This is a genomic window from Sphingobacterium sp. ML3W (genome assembly GCF_000747525.1).
In the GTDB taxonomy this organism is placed as follows: domain Bacteria; phylum Bacteroidota; class Bacteroidia; order Sphingobacteriales; family Sphingobacteriaceae; genus Sphingobacterium.
This window is the reverse complement of record NZ_CP009278.1, coordinates 2437726-2456685: the sequence shown is the minus strand read 5'-3', so window position 1 is coordinate 2456685 and position 18960 is coordinate 2437726. Positions and strand designations below refer to the sequence as shown.

Here is an 18960-nt window from a genome sequence, read left to right as displayed (position 1 = left end):
TCTCCATCAATAAAAACAAATAGTCATCGATTAAAAGTAGTTATGCCAAATTGCGATTTACATTTAAAAATCATTGTTAAGCTAAGTTTTACCCCATGATTCAGACAAAAACATTTCTTCCAAGTTACTTTAATTTGTATATAATTTACATCGACTGAGATTATTATTTTATAATTAGGATTTAATTTTATAAATTTAATCTAACTACCATCATAAACGATATATGGAAAACAAATCGACTGTACCAATTGCTACCTCAACCTATATTCAGAAATTTGGAAGCTTAATCATATTGGATTTTGATTTCAAAGTAATAGGAATTAGCGAAAATGCACTCGCCCACTCGAAGCATAAAGATAAAGCAAATGTAATCGGAAATGCATTTTCCATTAATTTTGCTGATTTTTTCGGTCAACATATAACTCAGATAAACCGCCAGCTCGAAAATATGCGAGACTTTCAATCTCCAAGGCAAGTTTTAGTAGTCAAACTAGAAGGTGAAAAATCGTACTTAAAACTAAGTATGCAAGGGCAACAAATCTTTATTGAATGGGAAGAACAACTTAAGAAATATACGTCTGCAAAAAAAATCAATGAATTCAGCTTCCTATTGGACGCCATTCAAACCTACAATTGGGATATCGTATGCCATGCAATCAACCGTATCCTGCGTTTTGACCATGTTTTGGTATTGCAATTGCAAGAATCGGGTTCCAGTCAAGTCATCGCCGAAGATAATCGCGATGGACAATCCTATTATAAGGGATTCGAATATGCTAAAACTTTAATGCCGAAAGAGCTCGTCCCCTATTATAGTATGTGCTCCTATCGCTATAGCCCCAATTTGAATGATAATGTTCAAGCATTTTATAGTATTGACTCCAATGTCAACATCCTTCCGAGCCAATTTTACCCAGCACCGGAGTTGCATCGACTTTTTCTCTCACAGCGACAAATTACTTGTGCCATAGCATTCCCAATTCATATCGATGGTCAATTTTGGGGACTTTTAATTGCACAAAATCAACAAGAGAAAAAGATAGATCTCCAACAGCGCAAACTCTGTACTTTTGCTATTCAAAATGCCACCAGTAAATATGAAAGCTATCTCAAGCAACATCTATTAGAGCGTAATGAATTTCTAAAAGCTGCAGAACAGGATTTAAAGAGCGACCTTGCTAAAAACAAAACCATCAACTCGACCCTAATCCACCATATGGATACGTTGAAAGACATGGTAGAAGCTGATGGATTTGCTATTTACAATCAAGGGGATGTCTATTTCCACGGGATTTGCCCGACACAATTTCAATTGGATGAAATCATCACCTTTATCCATGCACATACTGAAAAGTCTTTATTTAAGGATAATAATTTCCGGCTTAATCATGGTATTAAAATCAGTGGAGAGTTACCATTTGCAGGACTGATGTACCTCAAGATTGGTCTACTCAATGACCATGTGCTCATCTGGTTTCGAAAAGAAAGCGCGAGTAAGGTGATCAATCTGCATATCAATAGTACAATTGAGCAGGATACCCCACCACTTACGATTACAGAAACCACATACAATGATGTTGCAAGACCGTGGAATGATATCGAAATAAATTTTGTTTTAAATCTCAATCAAATCCTCAAGGAATCCATTGTTAGTAAGCTCAAAGAGAAACAACATTGGAACGAACAATTGCTAGCGTTGAATAATGAGCTAGAAATGTTGACCTTTACCCTTTCACACGACCTAAAAAATCCACTCTCGATATTGAAAATCGGCATCCAATTTTTACAACAGAACAAAAATACGCTAAGCCCTGAGGCTATGCAAAAATGGTATGGAAACCTCATATCCAGCACTGTAAATATCGAAAACATCATCAATAATGTTGTACTGCTCTGCCAACATAAGGACAGTGCCTTAATCAAAAGATCCAATCCCAATGGCTTATACCCTACAGCAGATTTACAAAGAAAGCTCAATTCTATACCAATCAGTACCCTGCAATATCCAATTTGGTAGATTGTTACCGATATGGGGAGAGAAAAGCGCGCTTTATCAGATTTTCAGTAATTTGATTGGAAATGCAATTAAGTATTCCACCCAAGCACCGCAACCACAATTGCATATCGACAGTTATTTTGAAGATGAGCAGGTTTGCTATACCATCAGAGACAACGGCATTGGCATACCTGCAGAAAATATCGCTCATATTTTTGATATTTTTAAACGAGGGAATAATGTGGCCAATATTGAGGGAACAGGAGTCGGACTTTCTTTAGTTAAGCGTATCATGGATAGACTAGGCGGTAGTATCAAGATTGAGTCACAAGTGGAAAGCGGCACTGCCGTGCACCTCTTTTTTCCAATAGTAGAAGAATTTCCTGCCAGCATGTTAGCAGAATGACAAATATAAATAACTTTAAAAACAGTTAAGATAAAAAATATACCAAATCACAGTTTGACCAATAATAAGCTAAGTTTTTATAGGCCATGGACAACTCAGATAATGGGTTCTCTAAATTAATAATAGAAGATAGATTTAAAATAAATCTTCAGAGAAAACTTTTGACACTTGATGTTTGTTATTATAATAGTCTACTTATAATAAAGATATTATGTATACTGAAAGTACCATAGCGGGCATCATCAATTATCTCATACAGACCAACTATGATAGGATTGCAGGCTATACCCATGCCATAACAGCACTAAGGGAAGGACAAGATACCGACTTACGCACCCTTTTTCATGATTACATTGAGCAGAGCCGCCAATTCAATAGCGAACTATTACCTTTTGTAATCATCAATGGGGAAAGGCTTTCCCCAGGTAACCGAATTTCCGGTAAGCTACATCGTTTTTGGCTCGATATCAAGGCCCATGTAAGTGGACATGACCGAAAAGGGATTTTGGAGGAATGTGAACGTGGTGAAGATGCAACCAAAAAAGCGTATCAGGAGGCGTTAAAAGAAGCGCCAGACCTTCCCGACCACATCGTAGATATCATTCGCTATCATGCTGAAGTGCAAAAAGCAGCTCATGATTATATTAGGGATTTAAGGGACAATAGACATGGGCACAATAATGAAAAACATGTTATAAAAACCTAACAATATGAATCAAATCTATGATTATATCCACGAACTCCGAAATCGTCAAATGGCCCTCCGAGCAAGAATTGAAGATAGTCTGGCTGCTGGTGAGATTAAATTTCAATATGGGGAAGACCATTATCAAGAAGAAGCACGCTGCATGGGTTTACGCATGATAAGAGATGGATTGGAAAAAGAAGGCGAGCAAGTAATCTTGGACTTCACAAAGGAGCACTACCCTGATCAGATTGACAATGAACGAGTATGGATAGGAAAAATGATGCGCTACCTCAATGCGATTACAGATACTTTATTAGATAATATACGTGCAGAAGGGTACATCGCTTTACAGAGCAATGTGGAGCTACCTAATGAAAATGCCATATTTCACCCTATACGTCACTTAAATATCGAGCATTTACCATCTTTAGCCATGAATGGTCATTCCCTTGTCGACCTTTCTCAACCCGAAACAGTCAAGCATCTTGAAGGATGGCTTTACTATCAATCCGATAAAAATTGATAAATTTTTTATTAAACTCTTTTGGTTTTCAAAGCCAAGGACCACTCTTTTCTTTTGCATCGTTTGCAGGTTTGATTCTCTATTATGGTTGGTTCAATCTGTCCGCAGTACATACATGCAAACGTGTCAACATTCTCATGGGGTAGCACTTGCATATAGTGGTCGGGGAAAAGTGGAAGTCCGTACTTTACATCTGAGTCTGCATAAAACAATATACTCATCGTACCATCAACCTCCAAAACAGCAACACGCACTTGACCCAGATGCTCGACAGATTGATTACGCAATTCGGAGAAAAATTCCATTTTAGAAAAATCACCATCATGTTCATGTTTCAAATCAAACATACCATCACGCACCACCACCATTGCCTCACCTTCTAACACTTTATTAATTAAGGTAGATTTCGATGATAGCCATGTCACAAATTTGTAGATAACGATAACTGAAAAAAGGACGACAAGCGCATAAATAACCGGTAACTCTTCTTGAAACATAGGATCCCCCGCTGCAGACCCTAGGCTCAGGATGATAGCTACTTCAAAAAGCGTTAATTGCCTAACACCTTTCTTACCTGAAAGCCGTAAAATCACCAAAATCATGACAAACATAATGATGGATCTCCCCACAATCTCCAAAAGGAAATCCCATTGGGCACCTCCAAAAAGAATCTTCTTTATTTCTAACATATATTTTTTATAGGGTTTATCCTAACCAAATATGGTGTATTTATAAAAATTAAGTTATTCATTATCTCTCCGAGCTGAATCGGGTGTACGATGTATATTATCCAAGGGCACACCGCTTGTTGGTTCAGGAGATATGGCGCTAGTATCCGAAGTTCTACTTCTATGCAAATTATCTAGAGGTAAACCTTTACTGTCTTTTGACTTTATGTTAATCGTGTCTTGCTTTGCTAGAGGCTCAGAACTGTTATTTCCTGTACAAGACATGCACAGTAAGACGAGGGCCAAAAGCTGTATTATTCTTCTTAAAGGTTTCATTTAATATATCTTTTTAATTCAATTCCAATCCTTACATCACCTAGCGGTTGACAACAAAAACTATGATTCTAACGTCTTAATTTCTTTTGAAGAGTCCTTTCATCAGTCAAGTCCAACCGCAGAGGCGTGATGGATACCATATCATGCTCCATGGCCCATCGGTCGGTACCTTCGTCTGCAGGTTCCAACGGTGACACCGTAAACCAATAATGTTTACGCCCCATGGGATCGGTGCCTGGTATAATCGTTCCATCGTACAAGCGCACCGACTGTCTGGTCCAGATAATTTCAGTCGGGTTAGGTGGAAAATTAACATTATAGAGCGCCAATTCTTTATCCTGCAAAAGCAACTCTAAGGTGCGTTCAACATACAATTCCAAAGATTCAAAATCAGGTTCAGTCTTCCCTACGGGTGTACTTAACGCAATACCCTTAATACCAAATAATACGGCTTGTTTTGCCGCAGCCAAGGTACCCGAATGCCACATCGAGTTCCCTAAATTTGGTCCCATATTAATTCCTGATAACACCACATCAACATCTTTCCAAAGGTGTGTCCCCATTGCGACACAATCGGCAGGTGTACCATTCACCCGGTAAGCTTCAATATCCCCAAATTCAATTGGTGATTTTTTATAGCTCAGAGGTCTAGAGTGTGTGACAGCATGTCCCATAGAAGATTGCTCTACATCAGGTGCCACCACCTTCACTTGCCCAAATTTTTTAGCCACCTTTGCAAGAGCTGCAATTCCCGGGCTATAGATACCATCGTCGTTCGTTACTAAAATTCTCATCGTTTCTGCAAATAAATATTTCTTTTATACAACAACAATTGGACAGGCCGAATGTTTATTTATATATGCAATCTATAAAACAAGCAATACTATTACATAATCCAGGAGCTGGCGATGAAGACCATCTCGAATCTGAATTGGTCACTGCTATCGAACAAGCCGGATACAGTTGCGTCTACTTTTCTGTTGCACACGACGACCGCTGGATACAACAGCTAGATCAGGCCGACTTTGTGGTGGTTGCAGGTGGTGATGGTACCGTTCGAGGGGTCGTCAAAGAACTCGTCAAACGCAATGTGCTGGAACGTAAAATACCCCTTACCATTCTACCCATGGGAACCGCAAACAACCTATCAATGGCATTAGGCATAGATAGGGCACTCGAGCGTGAGCAACATATCGAAAAATGGGCGACAAGCAAACGGCAACGATTTGATGTGGGAGTTCTAAAAAATATGGACTCTACAGATTTCTTCCTAGAAGGAGCTGGTTATGGAGTATTTCCACAACTCATCCAAAAGATGATTGATGTAGACAAAAGTCAAGTAGAAAACACCGACGAGGAATTAAAGTTAGCGCTAGAAGTGCTCCATCAAATTATCCTAACTGCGCCGGCAGAAAAATATTGGATTAAAGCCGATGAACAAATTTATCAAGGAAAATGCCTCCTACTGGAAGTTATCAATATCCCATCAGTCGGTCCGAGACTTCTCTTATGTCCAGAGGCTATAACAGATGACGGTCAATTTAATATCGTGTATGTAGATGAGAATCAACGCGCAGATTTCGCCGCCTATATAAAAAAACGGATCAATCATGAAGAGGTACTCTTCGAATACCATTCCTTTAAATCTCGTCATTTGACCCTGATCTGCGAAAGCAAGCATATGCACATAGACGACCAACTGGTGCTACCTTTAAAAGATGCCGTGACCATGGAAGTGCGTGATTATGTGCTCGAGTTTATGGTTCCTGCGCATAATCCTTCCTAGTATTAAATACCCGATGTCATGAGAAAATACCCAATTTGCAAACAAATCTCCAATAGAATAGCTATAAATATATAGGCGCTCATTGCCTACCATAAAATAATTCATAAAAAAAATATTGCTATGGACATCTTAAATAGAAAAAAACTTCAGGAACTCGCTCAGAACCAACAATATCCAAGCGTTTCTCTGTTGATGCCCACCCACCGTACCGCGCCAGACAAAAATGGCGACCCTATAACCTTTAAGAATCTACTCAAAGACATTAAACAGGCATTGGGAGATGAAGCAGAACTTCTCGCACCATTGGAAAAGCTTGCTGAAGACAGAGACTTTTGGAATTATCAGAGTTACGGTCTTGCTATCTATATCAATCCCGAGCGTATAAATATCTTTCAGGTCCCGATTACACTTCCTGCGATTGCTATCGTTGCAGACAGTTTCCATATCAAACCTTTATATCGCTATTTCCAAGACAATCAACCCTTCCAATTACTCGCGATTAGTCAGGATGATGTCAAGCTCTATCAAGGAGACCGCTACCATCTCGAACCCGTGGAACTGGCAGGTAACGTACCCCTGACCATGGAAGAAGCATTGGGAAGTGAACTTACGGACAACCATCTTAATACAGCCTTTTCCACTGGAAATGGTTCTCGTAAACAAGCAAACCAAGGGACAGGAAATGTCGTACATGGCTATCAAGAAAAGAGTAATGAACAACAGAATGATGCCGAACGTTTTTTTAGGATTGTGGATAAATCCATCTATGAACACTATACAAAGCCAACGAACTTACCCTTAATATTGGCCTCCTTACCCGAGCATCAGACGATCTTCAGAAGACAGAGTAAAAACCCGCACTTGATGGCGGAAGGGATCAACCAAAACACGCGCAACCTCAGTCCTGAGGAATTGAGCGAATTGGCATGGGAACTTATCGCACCGCAACATGAACAACAGATACAGGAACTTTTGGACCACCAGCAAGCTGCAGAACAAATCGGACGAAGCCATTGGGAACTCAGCGAAGTGGTGAAAGATGCCCTAGATGGAAAGATAGAAACTTTGTTGATTGAAGAGGATCGCATGATCTTGGGTAAGATCATCGCAGCAGAAAGACGTATTCAATTTCCTACAGTAGACGCGGAAGAGCTCTTTGACGACCTATTGGACGACTTAGCAGCCATGGTCGTAGAAAAATCGGGGTCTATTATGGTTCTACAAAAAGACCAGATGCCCCATCAAACTGGTGCAGTCTCTATCAATCGCTTTTAAGAACTCCTATAACAGGAAGGTCCAGATGACAAATCAATACATCTGGACCTTTATATTACCAACTATCTTATAATCGATTTTTAAAAATAAATCCCCACATCAATCGAGCAACTTTTGAATTTCACCTTCGTACTGCTAATCTGTTGGTATTTCTTTCACCACCTTTTCTTGTTCCTTTTCTTCCACATATACTGCATAATCTGCCGGTTTAATTGGTATACCATTTGCTATCGCATATTCTCGCGTGTATACTGCGCCAAAATAAAGAATGGCCGCAGTATAGTACACCCATAAAAGTATCAGCACCAATGCACCAGCAGCACCGTAAGTGGACTCTGTACCCGAAGATTGTAAATATAGCCCTATTGCAAAACGACCGATCACAAAAAATATAGCCGTAAAAAAAGCACCCGAACGGACTGTTTTCCACGCTATTTTTACATCCGGCAAAGTTCTGAATATGATACCAAACAGAATAAAGATAATCACAAAACTTAAGGCGAAATTGACCGCGTCCATAAAGAAAACTGTTATATCAGGAAAGTAGATTTGCAGACGTTCGGTAAAAGCCAATATAACACCATTTACGACCAACGTAACCATCAATAAGAAGCCAAGACCGATGACTAATGATGAAGATAGTAAACGATCAGTTATCAGTTTCACCCATCCCCTTTTAGGCTTAGCTCTCACATGCCATATCCGGTTTATAGAATTTTGTATGTCACCAAATACAGATGTTGCCCCGACCAATAGCGTAACAATACTAATAACCAAAGCAAGATTTGATTTCCCCGACAGTTTCAGGTTCATAATCACTTCTTGAATCTGTCTAGCAGCACTTGGTCCCACCAGTCCCCTAATTTCCGAAAACACTTTGCCTTGTATAGCATCTTCCCCAAAGAAAATACCAGCTAGTGAAATCATGAGGACCAAAATTGGCCCTATTGAAAAAATAGTATAATAAGCGAGAGAAGCACTATATTTCATACAATCTTCATTCATAAAGCCTGACACTGTAGCTTTGAAAATACCGAACTGTTTCTTTAAAAATCCATCCTTTTTATTTTCCATATATTATTCTTTATTTTCAACTTTTAAATATCTTTCGGGTTTATCTCATGGAGTACTTCGATTAGTTTTGTAGCTGTCGGACCCGCAGATAACGGGTTTTGACCGGTGACCAGATTCCCATCCCTAACAACATGTGATACAAAAGGTAAGGCAGCAGCGCTGAAATCTGCCCCCAGCTCTTTCAGTCTCGACTCTAGTTTAAAAGGGATATTATCACTTCGTAGCGCCAGTTTTTCCTCCATATTGGTAAAAGCTGTGACTTTCTTACCAACTAAAAAATCAGGTTGTATTTGAGCGAGAGATACCAATGCCGCAGGTCCATGGCACACTGCCCCAATTGGTTTATCTTCTTTTATAAAATCGGCCAGCAAGCGAGCTACTTCAGGATGACGTGCTAAATCCCATAAAGGACCATGTCCACCTGGAATAAAAACACCATCGAAAGCCGAGGATTGGATACTTTCCAGTTCAACTGAATTTTTAAATCGCTGTTGTGCATTTTCGTCATCCAAAAACTTTCGATTTGAACCCGTCAAATGTTCTGTCAACTTACTCATAGGATCAATTGGTGGTTCACCTCCACGTGGACTAGCAAAGAGAATATGGTATCCTGCCTCTTCAAATTTATAATAGGGGTCTGTCATTTCACCTAACCAAACCCCTGTTTTACTATCAGTCCCATCCATTCGATCATGGGAGGTTAGTATCATTAGTATATTCCGTTTATTTTCCATTTTATAATCATGTTAGAAGGAATTAATGACAATAGACTATTATAACAGTTATAACTAAACAAAGTTTGCTGCAAAACTGCTATTATAAAATGTCTTCCCAACCCTCTTTAAATCAAATCGGTCATTTTTCTAAAGAGCCATTGCGCATCATCTATTAGCCAACTTCTGACTAACACAATTTACTGTTATTGAGCAATCAAGGAAATAAATAGGTAAATTGATGTTTTTTTTACTTCAAAAAAACCTAACGACCTTTCATGTGTTTTACTTTTAATATTCAATGTTTCAGTTCAAGAATCCAATTAATAAAAACTCACCAATAGATAACAAATTTTAAAAAACATATTTCAATATATATACATTCCTTATGAGTCAAGAGAATATAAACAACAGAAGCGAAGCCATAAAAAAAATTAAAGAATTAGCTGAGGGAATCAATTTTTGCTTCTTCTGCACAGATTTAGCACAACCCCCATTCGAATCAACCCCTATGAGCGTGCAAGAAGTTGACGATAATGCTAGTATTTGGTTTTTAGCTTCAAAAGAAAGCGAAAAATATAAAAACATCAAAATCAATGAACAAGTACAACTTTATTTCTCCGACCCATCTTCTATGAAATACCTATCTCTTTTTGCAAAAGCAGAATTGGTGGACGATCAGAAAAGAATTGACAAATATTGGAACAATTTTGTAGCAGGCTGGTTTGAAAAAGGGCGTGCAGACCCAAATATTGTTTTATTTAAAATTATCCCCCAGCAGGCCCATTACTGGGATACCAAACACCACAAACTGGTATCTTATGCAGTAACCTTACTAAATGCTATGGGCAGCAATTTAAGTGATCAAGACCGCGAAGGAAACATTCAAATTTAAGTTGAACCAATAAAGAAAATATAATGAAAAAAGCAACGTATTTATCAATTATGTTATCCAGTGCATTACTCTATGCATGCAATAACAATACACCACAAGAGAAGGCGGAACAGGCCATGGAAAGAACAGAAGAAAAAGCTTTAGATGCTGCGGCAGATGCTGAGAAGAAGTCAGGGGATGTTTCCAATAAGGAGCTCGAAAAGACGATATACTCCAATATGGCTGCAGCTAATGCAGCTGTTGCTAAAATAGAGATGCCTCAGCTATCCAATGACAAAGCGAAAGCCCTTTGTTCCGAAATAGGTAAGTCTATTATCAATCGCATTAATGCAAAAACGAATGATGACATCATTAATACCCAAAAAGATTATTTAGAGGACAAAACAGATGTAGAAAAGGCATTTTTAGACAAAGCAATAACTGCATCAGATAAAGACCTAATATTAAAATATGGAGAAGATTGTTTAGCAGCAGCAAGAGGGGCATTATAGCAACTGCTATTATTATAATAGATAAGGGTCAGTATTTTATAAAATACTGACCCTTATTTTGTTTAACCCGACTACCTTTGCCACATATATAGAAATACAATGATCATTACGATAACGGCTATCCATATGGCCCAAGGTATCGTTTTGGCAGCAGGCTTATCCCCCTTTTCATCGTGGGCAGCTTCTGGAACTTCTTCCTCTGAGGAATTGGTTTTATTATCTAAATTATTATCCATGATTTATAGCCTATTAATTTATAGTATCGGATTTTGTAGAGTCTACCTTTATGGTATCACCCTGCATGCTCATCTTCTGTTGCTCACTTAAATTATAACGTGTCTCATCACCAGCTGATGGAGCAATTTTACCCGAATTTCCTTCGCTGGTATTATTTTCTGCATTATTCTGACAGGCATTTAGTAATCCTACAGATAATAATCCTGTTAATGCTATCCATTTGAAGTTTCTCATAATATTATAATTTTGATTTATCTACATTTTATAAGGACTGAAAACAAGCTAATGCATCAATCCTGTCTTGATTGCGTATTTAATTAAAGAAGCTGTATTCTTGACACCTGTTTTTTCAAGCAGGTTTTGTCTATGCCCCTCGACCGTACGTTTACTCAAAAATAACTTGTCAGCAATCTGGAGATTGGTAAATCCTTCGCCAATGAGCTCCAATACCTCCATCTCTCGTTCAGTTAAACCAATTTTCAGCATAATCTGCTCAATATCAAGAAAAGAAGTTGGGGATTTCTGCAAGGTATCTAACATCAGCAAACTGATGTCCTCACAAATAAATTTTCTACCCTTTGCCACATGCCTTATAGCATAGAGCATTTCCTCATAGCCAACATTCTTTACAAGATACCCATTGGCACCATTTTGGAAAGCTTGTAGTACATACTGCATATTATTTAACATAGAGAGCACGATTACTTTAACAGTAGGGTATAATTTTTTTACCTGATTTATCAATTCCAAACCATCCATATCAGACATATTGATGTCTGTGATGAGCACATCGGGAATGTTTCCGGCTTTAAAGCCTTCCAAAATCATATTACCATTAGTACCTTCACCTATAACTTCCAAATCTGTTTGTGATTCCAGTAGTAATCTAACTCCATTGAGGACGACCAAATGATCTTCGGCCAAAACAATTTTAATCATAATTAATCTAATTTTACAATGACAACAACTTCACTATTTTGAGGATTTGTATTGATGTCTAGTGTCCCTTCTAATAAATTTACTCGTTCCTGTAGCTTCTTAATATTTTCTTGATTATAGTTATTGAATTCTTTAATATAATACTTACTTAGTCCTTGCATTATTAACAATAGTTTATCTTGATTTACAAATAATTTACAAACTAATATAGAGTTATCATCCGGTAAAACCGTAGCCTTTACTACTAGCTGTACTAATTGATAAATGCTAAGTTGAGCGTTAAAATCGAGTTTATTGACATTTTTGTCTATAATGATATTATTTTTGATACCATTATAATAAACAAAAAGATCTTTAATGGCGCGCTGAAATCCAAAATCGCGTAATACTACAGGTAACAAATCATTCGCTATTTGCTGAACTTTTTCAATAGTTCCCTCCAAGATCTTTTTCACTTGATCTATTGGTATTTCATGTCCTTGTTCTATGGAATAACGTTGTAACGTCAATCGTATTGCGTATAAATCCTGTGCGATATTTTCATGAAGCGTCTTCCCAATCAACAAATTTTGATTTTCATAGTCTTTAATAATCGATTTGTATAATGTTTCTCTTGATCGCATACGGGCTTTTTAGAAAAATGCTAACCACCTAACATTTATGATTCGCAGTTTTCAATTGCAAATATCAATCCGATTATTTTAATTTATATACCCGTTCTAGCTACGTATTTATACGTATGGAAATAAACGTCATTTCATATGGACTATAAATAAAAAATATGTTTCATCCACCTTTGAAGGATATTTTTTTTCCAGGATATTGAAAACCTGCCTATTGTAAAACAATTATTATAATGGCTTTCAGTAGCGTCCTAAACGTTGAAAAAAGTGGCGGTGTTTTGCTATAGCAAAGTTGCTATATTTAAATCGTCAAATTTTAACACACCGCCATGGTAAATTTAAACGTTTTTAGTCAGATTTTATCACTTATCGACCGCGAATTATTCAAGGTTTTGGTTGCTAAGCACAAGAGTGACAAACATTGTAAAGGGATCAACAGCTGGACGCATCTTGCTAGCATGTTGTTTTGCCATTTTTCTTCTGCAGATTCAGTTCGTGATATCAGTAATGGCTTACGTAGTACGACTGGTAATTTGAACCATTTAGGTGTTGGTAGAGCACCCAGCAAGTCCAATATTTCCTATATCAACAAGCACCGCACCCATGAACTCTTTAAAGATCTGTACTTTTCGCTATTAGATAAGCTATGGCAAAAGGATACCCATTTGCGCAAAGATCTAACGCAATTAAAGCGCAAGGTTTATCTGATGGATGCCAGTATCATCCCTTTATGTTTATCTGTATTTGACTGGGCTAAATTTAGAAGCACCAAAGGTGCTGTAAAACTGCACACTGTGCTGGATTATGATGGATGTCTTCCTGTTTTCATGCAGATTACAGACGGGAAAGTTCATGAAAGCCAGCGTGCGGGTAGCTATAGTTTTTCCAAAGGAAGCGTTGTAGTGGTGGATAGAGGTTATGTGGATTACAACTGGCTCGGGGATTTGGACAGCAGAGGTTGTTATTTTGTTACCAGGAGTAAAACTAACATGAAGTACAACGTTATCAAGTCATACCAGAGTGAAGCACTCCTTGAAAAGGGAATCATTAAAGATGAGATCATTGAGCTTTCTGGTCCATCAGCAGATAGATACAACTCTAAACCATTACGCTTGATTCACTTTTGGGACAGCAGCACAGACAACCAGTACCACTTTCTGACAAATAATATCCAATGGAAGGCATCACTAGTAGCTAACATTTATAAACAGCGATGGCAGATCGAGATTTTCTTCAAGCATCTGAAGCAACGCTTAAAAATATCATCTTTTGTGGGTACTTCTGAAAATGCGGTCATGATCCAAATATGGACTTCGTTGATTGGAATATTACTGCTCAAATACCTTCAGAAGAAGGCTAAATACGATTGGAATCTGTCTAACTTGGTCGGGTTTATCAGGATGAATATATTCGTGAAAATAAATATATGGCAATGGATAGATGATCCTTTTATCAGGCCACCAGTTAAGGGTAAAAATGGACAGCTACAGATATTCTCAGACTAAAAAATAGGGTCAAAATTGAAATTATCTAAAAATAGATACTGTTTCAAGGGAAACACGCGCCTAAAATTTATTTAGGACGGAAGTGAATGGCTTTGTTTATTTACTATTTATAAGTTTTTAACAAAATGAGGTTTTATATCTTTCCACCTTATATGGATAAGATTGAACAATTAAAATTTTGACATATTTTGGTTAATTTAGAACATTCCTTGAATATATATCATATATGAAAAACGATTCAGACTTTGAAAATTTTGATACGAGTACTTTACAGCAATTTGGCAGTGTCATCATATTGGACCAAAATTTCCATGTTTTGGGAGTCAGTGAAAACGCGCTTCAAGAACTTGAATTAGGAAATCAAGAAAATGTGTTGGGTGAATCACTAAAAGCTTTTGGCGCCAATATTTTCGGAAAACATACAGCAAAGGTCTTTCGACTTTTAACAAACATCAAAGATCATGTTATTTCGCGTCAAATTATTCCTTTAAAACTAGCCAATAAAAGAGTCTATCTTAAATTAAGTCTCCACCATAATCAGCTTTTCATTGAATGGGAAGAGCAATTTAAAAAATATACATCAGCAAAAAAGATACACGAGTTCAGTTTTTTATTAGATGCAATTCAACCGAACAATTGGGACTTGGTTTGCCATGCCATAAATCGTTTATTGCGTTTCGAACACGTCTTTGTTGTTCAAGTTCAAGAAACGGGGTATAGTCAAGTCATCGCTGAAGACACCTCAGACGGTAAACAACATTATAAAAACATAGAATTTTCCAAGAGCTTTATGCCAAAGGAAGTGTTTCCTTTTTACAGCATGTGTTCCTACCGGTATAGCCCTAATCTTGAAGATAAAAATCAGGAATTCTATTTCAACAGTTCGAAAGTCAACCTCTTGGAAAGTCAATTAGCACCTATACCCGAGCTTCACCAAATATTTCTATCCCAAAAAGGTATAAAAAGTGCACTATTTTTTTCCATTCATGTCGATAGTAAATTTTGGGGTCTTTTAGTAGCTCATCATAGTAAAGAAAAGCATATCGATTTGCAACAGCGTAAACTTTGTACATTTGCCATTCAGAATGCAACCAGCAAGTATGAAAATTATCTGAAACAAAACTTATTAGATCGACATGAAATATTAAAGTCAGCTGAAACTGAATTAAAACTTGACCTATCCAAAAGTAAAACTGTAAATTGTGCTTTAGTACAGCATATGCCTACTCTTATGAATATGGTGCATGCAGATGGTTTTGCTATTTTTAATCAAGGTGATGTCTATTTTGAAGGTTTATGTCCAACTACTCAACAACTTTATGAAATCGTATCCTTCATTCAATCACATACCGAAAAGTCCCTTTTTAAAGATAATAATTTCCGACTGAACCACGCCAAAAATATTTCCGGAAAACTACCCTTTGCAGGACTTTTATACTTAAAAGTAGGATTATCAAATGACCATATATTAATGTGGTTTCGAAAAGAAAGTGCAAGTAAAGCATTAAACTTACAATTTACTCCTGCCACGTCTAAACGTGATAGTCCTAAGATATCCGTATCCGAAAGTATCAATCACGATATTGCTCAGCCCTGGAACGACCTTGAAATCAATTTTGTATTGAAATTGAATCAGATTTTAAAGGAAACCATTGTCAGTAAACTGAAAGAAAGACAACTTTGGAATGAACAGCTTTTAGCAACAAACAACGAATTGGAAATGTTGACATTTACCCTCTCCCATGACCTTAAAAACCCACTTTCCATATTGAAAATTGGACTTCAATTCTTGCAGAACAATAAAGATACTATTGATCCTACATCCATACACAAATGGTACAGCAATCTGATTGCCAGCACGGAGAGCATCGAAGATATCATCAATAATGTGGTGTTATTATGCCAACATAAAACCAGCACGTTAACAAAAGAGCCCATTCCTATGGCCTATAACCTGCAACAGATATTTAAAGACAGCTCGGTCATATATAATGATTATCCGTGCGATATCTCCTATGGCCGATTATTACCCATATGGGCAGAAAAGGGAGCCCTTTATCAAATTTTCAGCAACCTTATCGGCAATGCCATTAAATATTCGACCAATTCCGTAAGAGCTACTATACATATCAACAGTTATTTCGAAGATGGCCAAGTCTGTTATTGTATTCAAGATCAAGGAATCGGAATCCCAAACGAAAATTTAAACCAAATTTTCGAAATATTTAAAAGAGGGAACAATGTAAATGCTATTGAAGGGACAGGTGTCGGACTTTCTTTGGTCAAACGTATCATGGAAAGATTGGGAGGCAATGTCAAAATCGAATCGGAAATAGGCAGCGGGACAACCGTTTATCTCTATTTCCCGATGGTAGAAGACTTTCCTCCTAGTATGCTGCTTGATTAACACTTAGGAAAAGATAGAATCACTATCTTTTCCTAAATATTATTTAGTTCCAAGGCTGTTGTGCAATACAAATTGGTTAAGCTCCAAGATGATATGGTTTACTGCGGTTATATATAACTGAGCAGGATTGTGAAATCTCGTCGATATAGATTTCAGACAGGGTACTGTTATTCCCCTGTCCGATTCGTTTGACTACTACCCGATTCATCGTGCTGTAAGGCTCACCGCATCGCACCAATCCCCTATTCCCCTTTTATTACGGGCACGCACACGCAAGTAATAGGTAAAACCGGGCTGCACCGGCGAGAATATATTAGCATAACTCGTACTGGTCTGCAACATCTCTCCCCATACCGGCTGATCAAAAGCATCCAAGGTACCTGCTATCTGATATTCGTATAAAATAGCTTCTCTCAATGGTTTGAACTTGACCTGCAACTGATTACGCTGCTTTCCATCGACCAGTACCACCTCTTGCACCATTCCTGGTATTTGCGAGCTTTTTGGATCACTCTCCAAGATCAGCCCCGAGCTCAGCAAAATAGAGCGCGAACCATCAGCCACCGTATTGACATAAAAAGCGATGTTTTTCAACTGTCGTGATACCGCCTTCTTACTATCATTCTTTTCTGCTATTTCCAGTACGCTACCACCGCGGCTCGCTTTCTGCCATTTCGCCTTATAGTCATCCGCCTGTGCTTTCAGCTCCACCAGACTCACCGGCAGATCGACCAAAATAGCATGTCCTTCCAAACAGTCCATTACTTTACCCACCATCGTATTGAACTCATCGTCACTGACCAACGAGTAGTCCAAGATTACTTTTTTCTTTCTCATGTTTTGAATTATAATAGCGCCTACACACTGTTAAAAAATTAGTTTCAGATGCACTTCCGGACGAACATCATGAAACAAACATAAAAGAGGACAACAGTAAAATTAGAAAAGTGGGACAAAATGGGACAGTGAATGGAAATGTGGGACAATAAAAAACTGGAAAAATGAGAAACAGCACCAAAAACCAACTACTTCTTGGCTTTCTCTAGTACTATGTTTAAAAGCAGGTTTCACTTCTTTTAAACCTGCGACCCACACTTGATAGCAAGTGAACACTTACGCACAAGAAAGGACCACTTATTCCCAAAATCTGAATAGGTTTTCTAAAGAAGGAGTACATTCAAGGGAACAAGTGGACCTTTATTCAAAAGAAGTACTCGGTCTGTTGAGGAACTGAACACTTATGCACAAGATGTGGACGGATATCCAAAACTCGTGGACACTTTTTCACTATTCCTGTTCATTTGTTCACAACAAGTGGATAAATTTTCTAAAGTAGTATCCACTTATTGCTAACAAGGGACTGGTTGTTCATAAGAAATGTTCACAAATAGTCAACAAGTACATGCTATTTTCAAAGAGGTGTCTCCCTATCCGAAACAAGTAGCCACTTATATCTACAAGTGTCCACAAGTTGCGGACAAATACTCCCCTTTTAACAACAAGGGGGCACCTATCCACAAGAAGTGGTTACCAAAACAAAAGAAGTAACTAGAGAAAGTGGCACTTTATAGCTCCGCTCGCTACCTTGTGCGCACTTGATGTGCCAATTTCCCTAAAATATAGGGGTCTTTTCCCTTTGTTTTATCAAATAATGCAACAACATCAGCTTTCAAAAAATAAGATCGCTTCCCCACTGGCAATACAGGGAAAGTAAAATCTTATTGACCGACCTATAAAAGGTAGAGCGTTTGATGTCTAACTTATCAAGGATCCAGATGATAAAAAAAGCACCTGTAAGCTAACAGTACAGCACATACTACTGAAGCCCAATTAGAACTTTGGAATATCACCGGTAAACCTTCTTACCTCAAACCCTTTGAGGTATGCATCGTGAATCTTATGAAAAATACTGTTGTGTGGAGTATAAATATGGAAATGAAAAAACATACTATCTCCTTTTATAGTATTAACATAATTTTACAACTATTAAAAACTAAAGTTGAAGGCCAACTGTTATTTCTAAAACTACGCTATGATACAGATGAAAATTTCCGAGGATGCTATTATCCCAATTGATTATGATTCAAATGAATTGTCAGATTTTGTTAAAGAATTAAGACCTGTTGTATACATGAAAGGAGAAAGCTTCTGTTGTCTGCTAGGACCAAATCAACAAGAAGGTATATTTGGGTGTGGAGACTCTTCAGATGAGGCTATTCAAGACTGGGAAAATACTCTAAAGAAAAGATTAGAGAAAGCAAAAGACGATGATGAGATCGCAAATTATGTGAAGGATTCATTAAATGCTTCCAACCGAAAGGTATGGTAATGGGCAGAGAAAACTCACTTTAATTTATCTAAAAATTACAAATCTCTAGAAATTCACATGTACTTTTAC

The 18960-nt window shown here is 37.7% G+C and carries 20 protein-coding genes; 11 read left to right on the top strand and 9 right to left on the bottom strand.

Translation table 11 applies throughout. The annotated features are described in order from the left end of the window. Positions 1-223 precede the first annotated feature (223 nt). The 4 genes from KO02_RS10420 to KO02_RS10405 all read left to right on the top strand — a co-directional run bounded on the left by KO02_RS10420 (position 224) and on the right by KO02_RS10405 (position 3613). Positions 224-2017 carry a hypothetical protein gene (locus KO02_RS10420; RefSeq protein ID WP_038698101.1) on the top strand — a complete coding sequence of 598 codons (1794 nt, stop codon included), beginning with the start codon at positions 224-226 and terminating at the stop codon, positions 2015-2017. Position 2018: 1 nt separating this feature from the next. Beyond that, entirely contained in the window at positions 2019-2402 is a 384-nt protein-coding gene (locus KO02_RS10415; protein WP_038698099.1) for a sensor histidine kinase, read from the top strand. A gap of 211 nt (positions 2403-2613) precedes the next feature. Next, positions 2614-3108 (top strand): ferritin-like domain-containing protein, encoded by a 495-nt coding sequence (locus tag KO02_RS10410; RefSeq protein WP_051959863.1) that lies wholly within the window; start codon positions 2614-2616, stop codon positions 3106-3108. A gap of 4 nt (positions 3109-3112) precedes the next feature. Then, on the top strand, positions 3113-3613 hold the full coding sequence (locus KO02_RS10405; protein ID WP_038698097.1) for a hypothetical protein: 501 nt from the start codon (positions 3113-3115) through the stop codon (positions 3611-3613). 11 nt (positions 3614-3624) lie between these two features. Here the strand turns inward: KO02_RS10405 and KO02_RS10400 are convergent, their stop codons facing one another. Both KO02_RS10400 and surE read right to left on the bottom strand, forming a co-directional pair. Continuing rightward, positions 3625-4302 carry a DUF421 domain-containing protein gene (locus KO02_RS10400; protein WP_038698095.1) on the bottom strand — a complete coding sequence of 226 codons (678 nt, stop codon included), beginning with the start codon at positions 4300-4302 and terminating at the stop codon, positions 3625-3627. Between the two features lie 383 nt (positions 4303-4685). Next, complete coding sequence (gene surE, locus KO02_RS10395; protein WP_038698093.1) at positions 4686-5411, bottom strand: 5'/3'-nucleotidase SurE; 726 nt, start codon at positions 5409-5411, stop codon at positions 4686-4688. A 65-nt stretch (positions 5412-5476) separates the two neighbouring features. Here surE and KO02_RS10390 point away from each other — a divergent pair, with 65 nt between their 5' ends. Then, the gene (locus tag KO02_RS10390) at positions 5477-6403 is read left to right on the top strand and encodes a diacylglycerol/lipid kinase family protein (RefSeq protein WP_038698091.1); all 927 of its coding nucleotides are present in this window, start codon (positions 5477-5479) and stop codon (positions 6401-6403) included. Between the two features lie 120 nt (positions 6404-6523). After that, positions 6524-7678: a hypothetical protein gene (locus tag KO02_RS10385; protein WP_038698089.1), complete on the top strand. Its 1155-nt coding sequence runs from the start codon at positions 6524-6526 to the stop codon at positions 7676-7678. A gap of 135 nt (positions 7679-7813) precedes the next feature. On the opposite strand, the gene KO02_RS10380 is transcribed toward KO02_RS10385, so the two are convergent. After that, positions 7814-8752, bottom strand: a complete 939-nt coding sequence (locus KO02_RS10380) for a YihY/virulence factor BrkB family protein (RefSeq protein WP_038698088.1) — start codon at positions 8750-8752, stop codon at positions 7814-7816. A 23-nt stretch (positions 8753-8775) separates the two neighbouring features. Further along, positions 8776-9486, bottom strand: coding sequence for a type 1 glutamine amidotransferase domain-containing protein (locus KO02_RS10375; protein WP_038698087.1), 711 nt, complete (start codon positions 9484-9486; stop codon positions 8776-8778). Positions 9487-9853: 367 nt separating this feature from the next. Between KO02_RS10375 and KO02_RS10370 the strand changes: the two genes are divergently transcribed. Then, the gene (locus tag KO02_RS10370) at positions 9854-10360 is read left to right on the top strand and encodes a pyridoxamine 5'-phosphate oxidase family protein (protein ID WP_038698085.1); all 507 of its coding nucleotides are present in this window, start codon (positions 9854-9856) and stop codon (positions 10358-10360) included. Positions 10361-10383: 23 nt separating this feature from the next. Then, positions 10384-10851: a hypothetical protein gene (locus KO02_RS10365; protein WP_038698083.1), complete on the top strand. Its 468-nt coding sequence runs from the start codon at positions 10384-10386 to the stop codon at positions 10849-10851. Positions 10852-10922: 71 nt separating this feature from the next. Here the strand turns inward: KO02_RS10365 and KO02_RS23775 are convergent, their stop codons facing one another. Genes KO02_RS23775 through KO02_RS10350 form a run of 4 tightly spaced genes read right to left on the bottom strand, consistent with a single transcriptional unit; the run spans position 10923 to position 12650 of the window. After that, positions 10923-11087, bottom strand: coding sequence for a hypothetical protein (locus KO02_RS23775; RefSeq protein WP_158500283.1), 165 nt, complete (start codon positions 11085-11087; stop codon positions 10923-10925). A gap of 13 nt (positions 11088-11100) precedes the next feature. Continuing rightward, positions 11101-11322, bottom strand: coding sequence for a hypothetical protein (locus KO02_RS10360; RefSeq protein WP_038698081.1), 222 nt, complete (start codon positions 11320-11322; stop codon positions 11101-11103). Positions 11323-11370: 48 nt separating this feature from the next. Then, entirely contained in the window at positions 11371-12027 is a 657-nt protein-coding gene (locus KO02_RS10355; RefSeq protein WP_038698079.1) for a response regulator, read from the bottom strand. A 2-nt stretch (positions 12028-12029) separates the two neighbouring features. Continuing rightward, positions 12030-12650, bottom strand: a complete 621-nt coding sequence (locus KO02_RS10350; protein WP_038698077.1) for a hypothetical protein — start codon at positions 12648-12650, stop codon at positions 12030-12032. 329 nt (positions 12651-12979) lie between these two features. On the opposite strand from KO02_RS10350, the gene KO02_RS10345 reads away from it, so the two are divergent. Further along, complete coding sequence (locus tag KO02_RS10345; protein WP_038694773.1) at positions 12980-14155, top strand: IS4 family transposase; 1176 nt, start codon at positions 12980-12982, stop codon at positions 14153-14155. A gap of 226 nt (positions 14156-14381) precedes the next feature. Then, complete coding sequence (locus KO02_RS10340) at positions 14382-16562, top strand: ATP-binding protein (RefSeq protein WP_038698075.1); 2181 nt, start codon at positions 14382-14384, stop codon at positions 16560-16562. Positions 16563-16766: 204 nt separating this feature from the next. Here the strand turns inward: KO02_RS10340 and KO02_RS10335 are convergent, their stop codons facing one another. Continuing rightward, positions 16767-17399 carry a fibronectin type III domain-containing protein gene (locus tag KO02_RS10335; RefSeq protein ID WP_038698073.1) on the bottom strand — a complete coding sequence of 211 codons (633 nt, stop codon included), beginning with the start codon at positions 17397-17399 and terminating at the stop codon, positions 16767-16769. A gap of 1195 nt (positions 17400-18594) precedes the next feature. Here KO02_RS10335 and KO02_RS10330 point away from each other — a divergent pair. Further along, positions 18595-18891, top strand: coding sequence for a hypothetical protein (locus KO02_RS10330; RefSeq protein ID WP_038698072.1), 297 nt, complete (start codon positions 18595-18597; stop codon positions 18889-18891). The last annotated feature ends 69 nt before the right edge of the window (positions 18892-18960 follow it).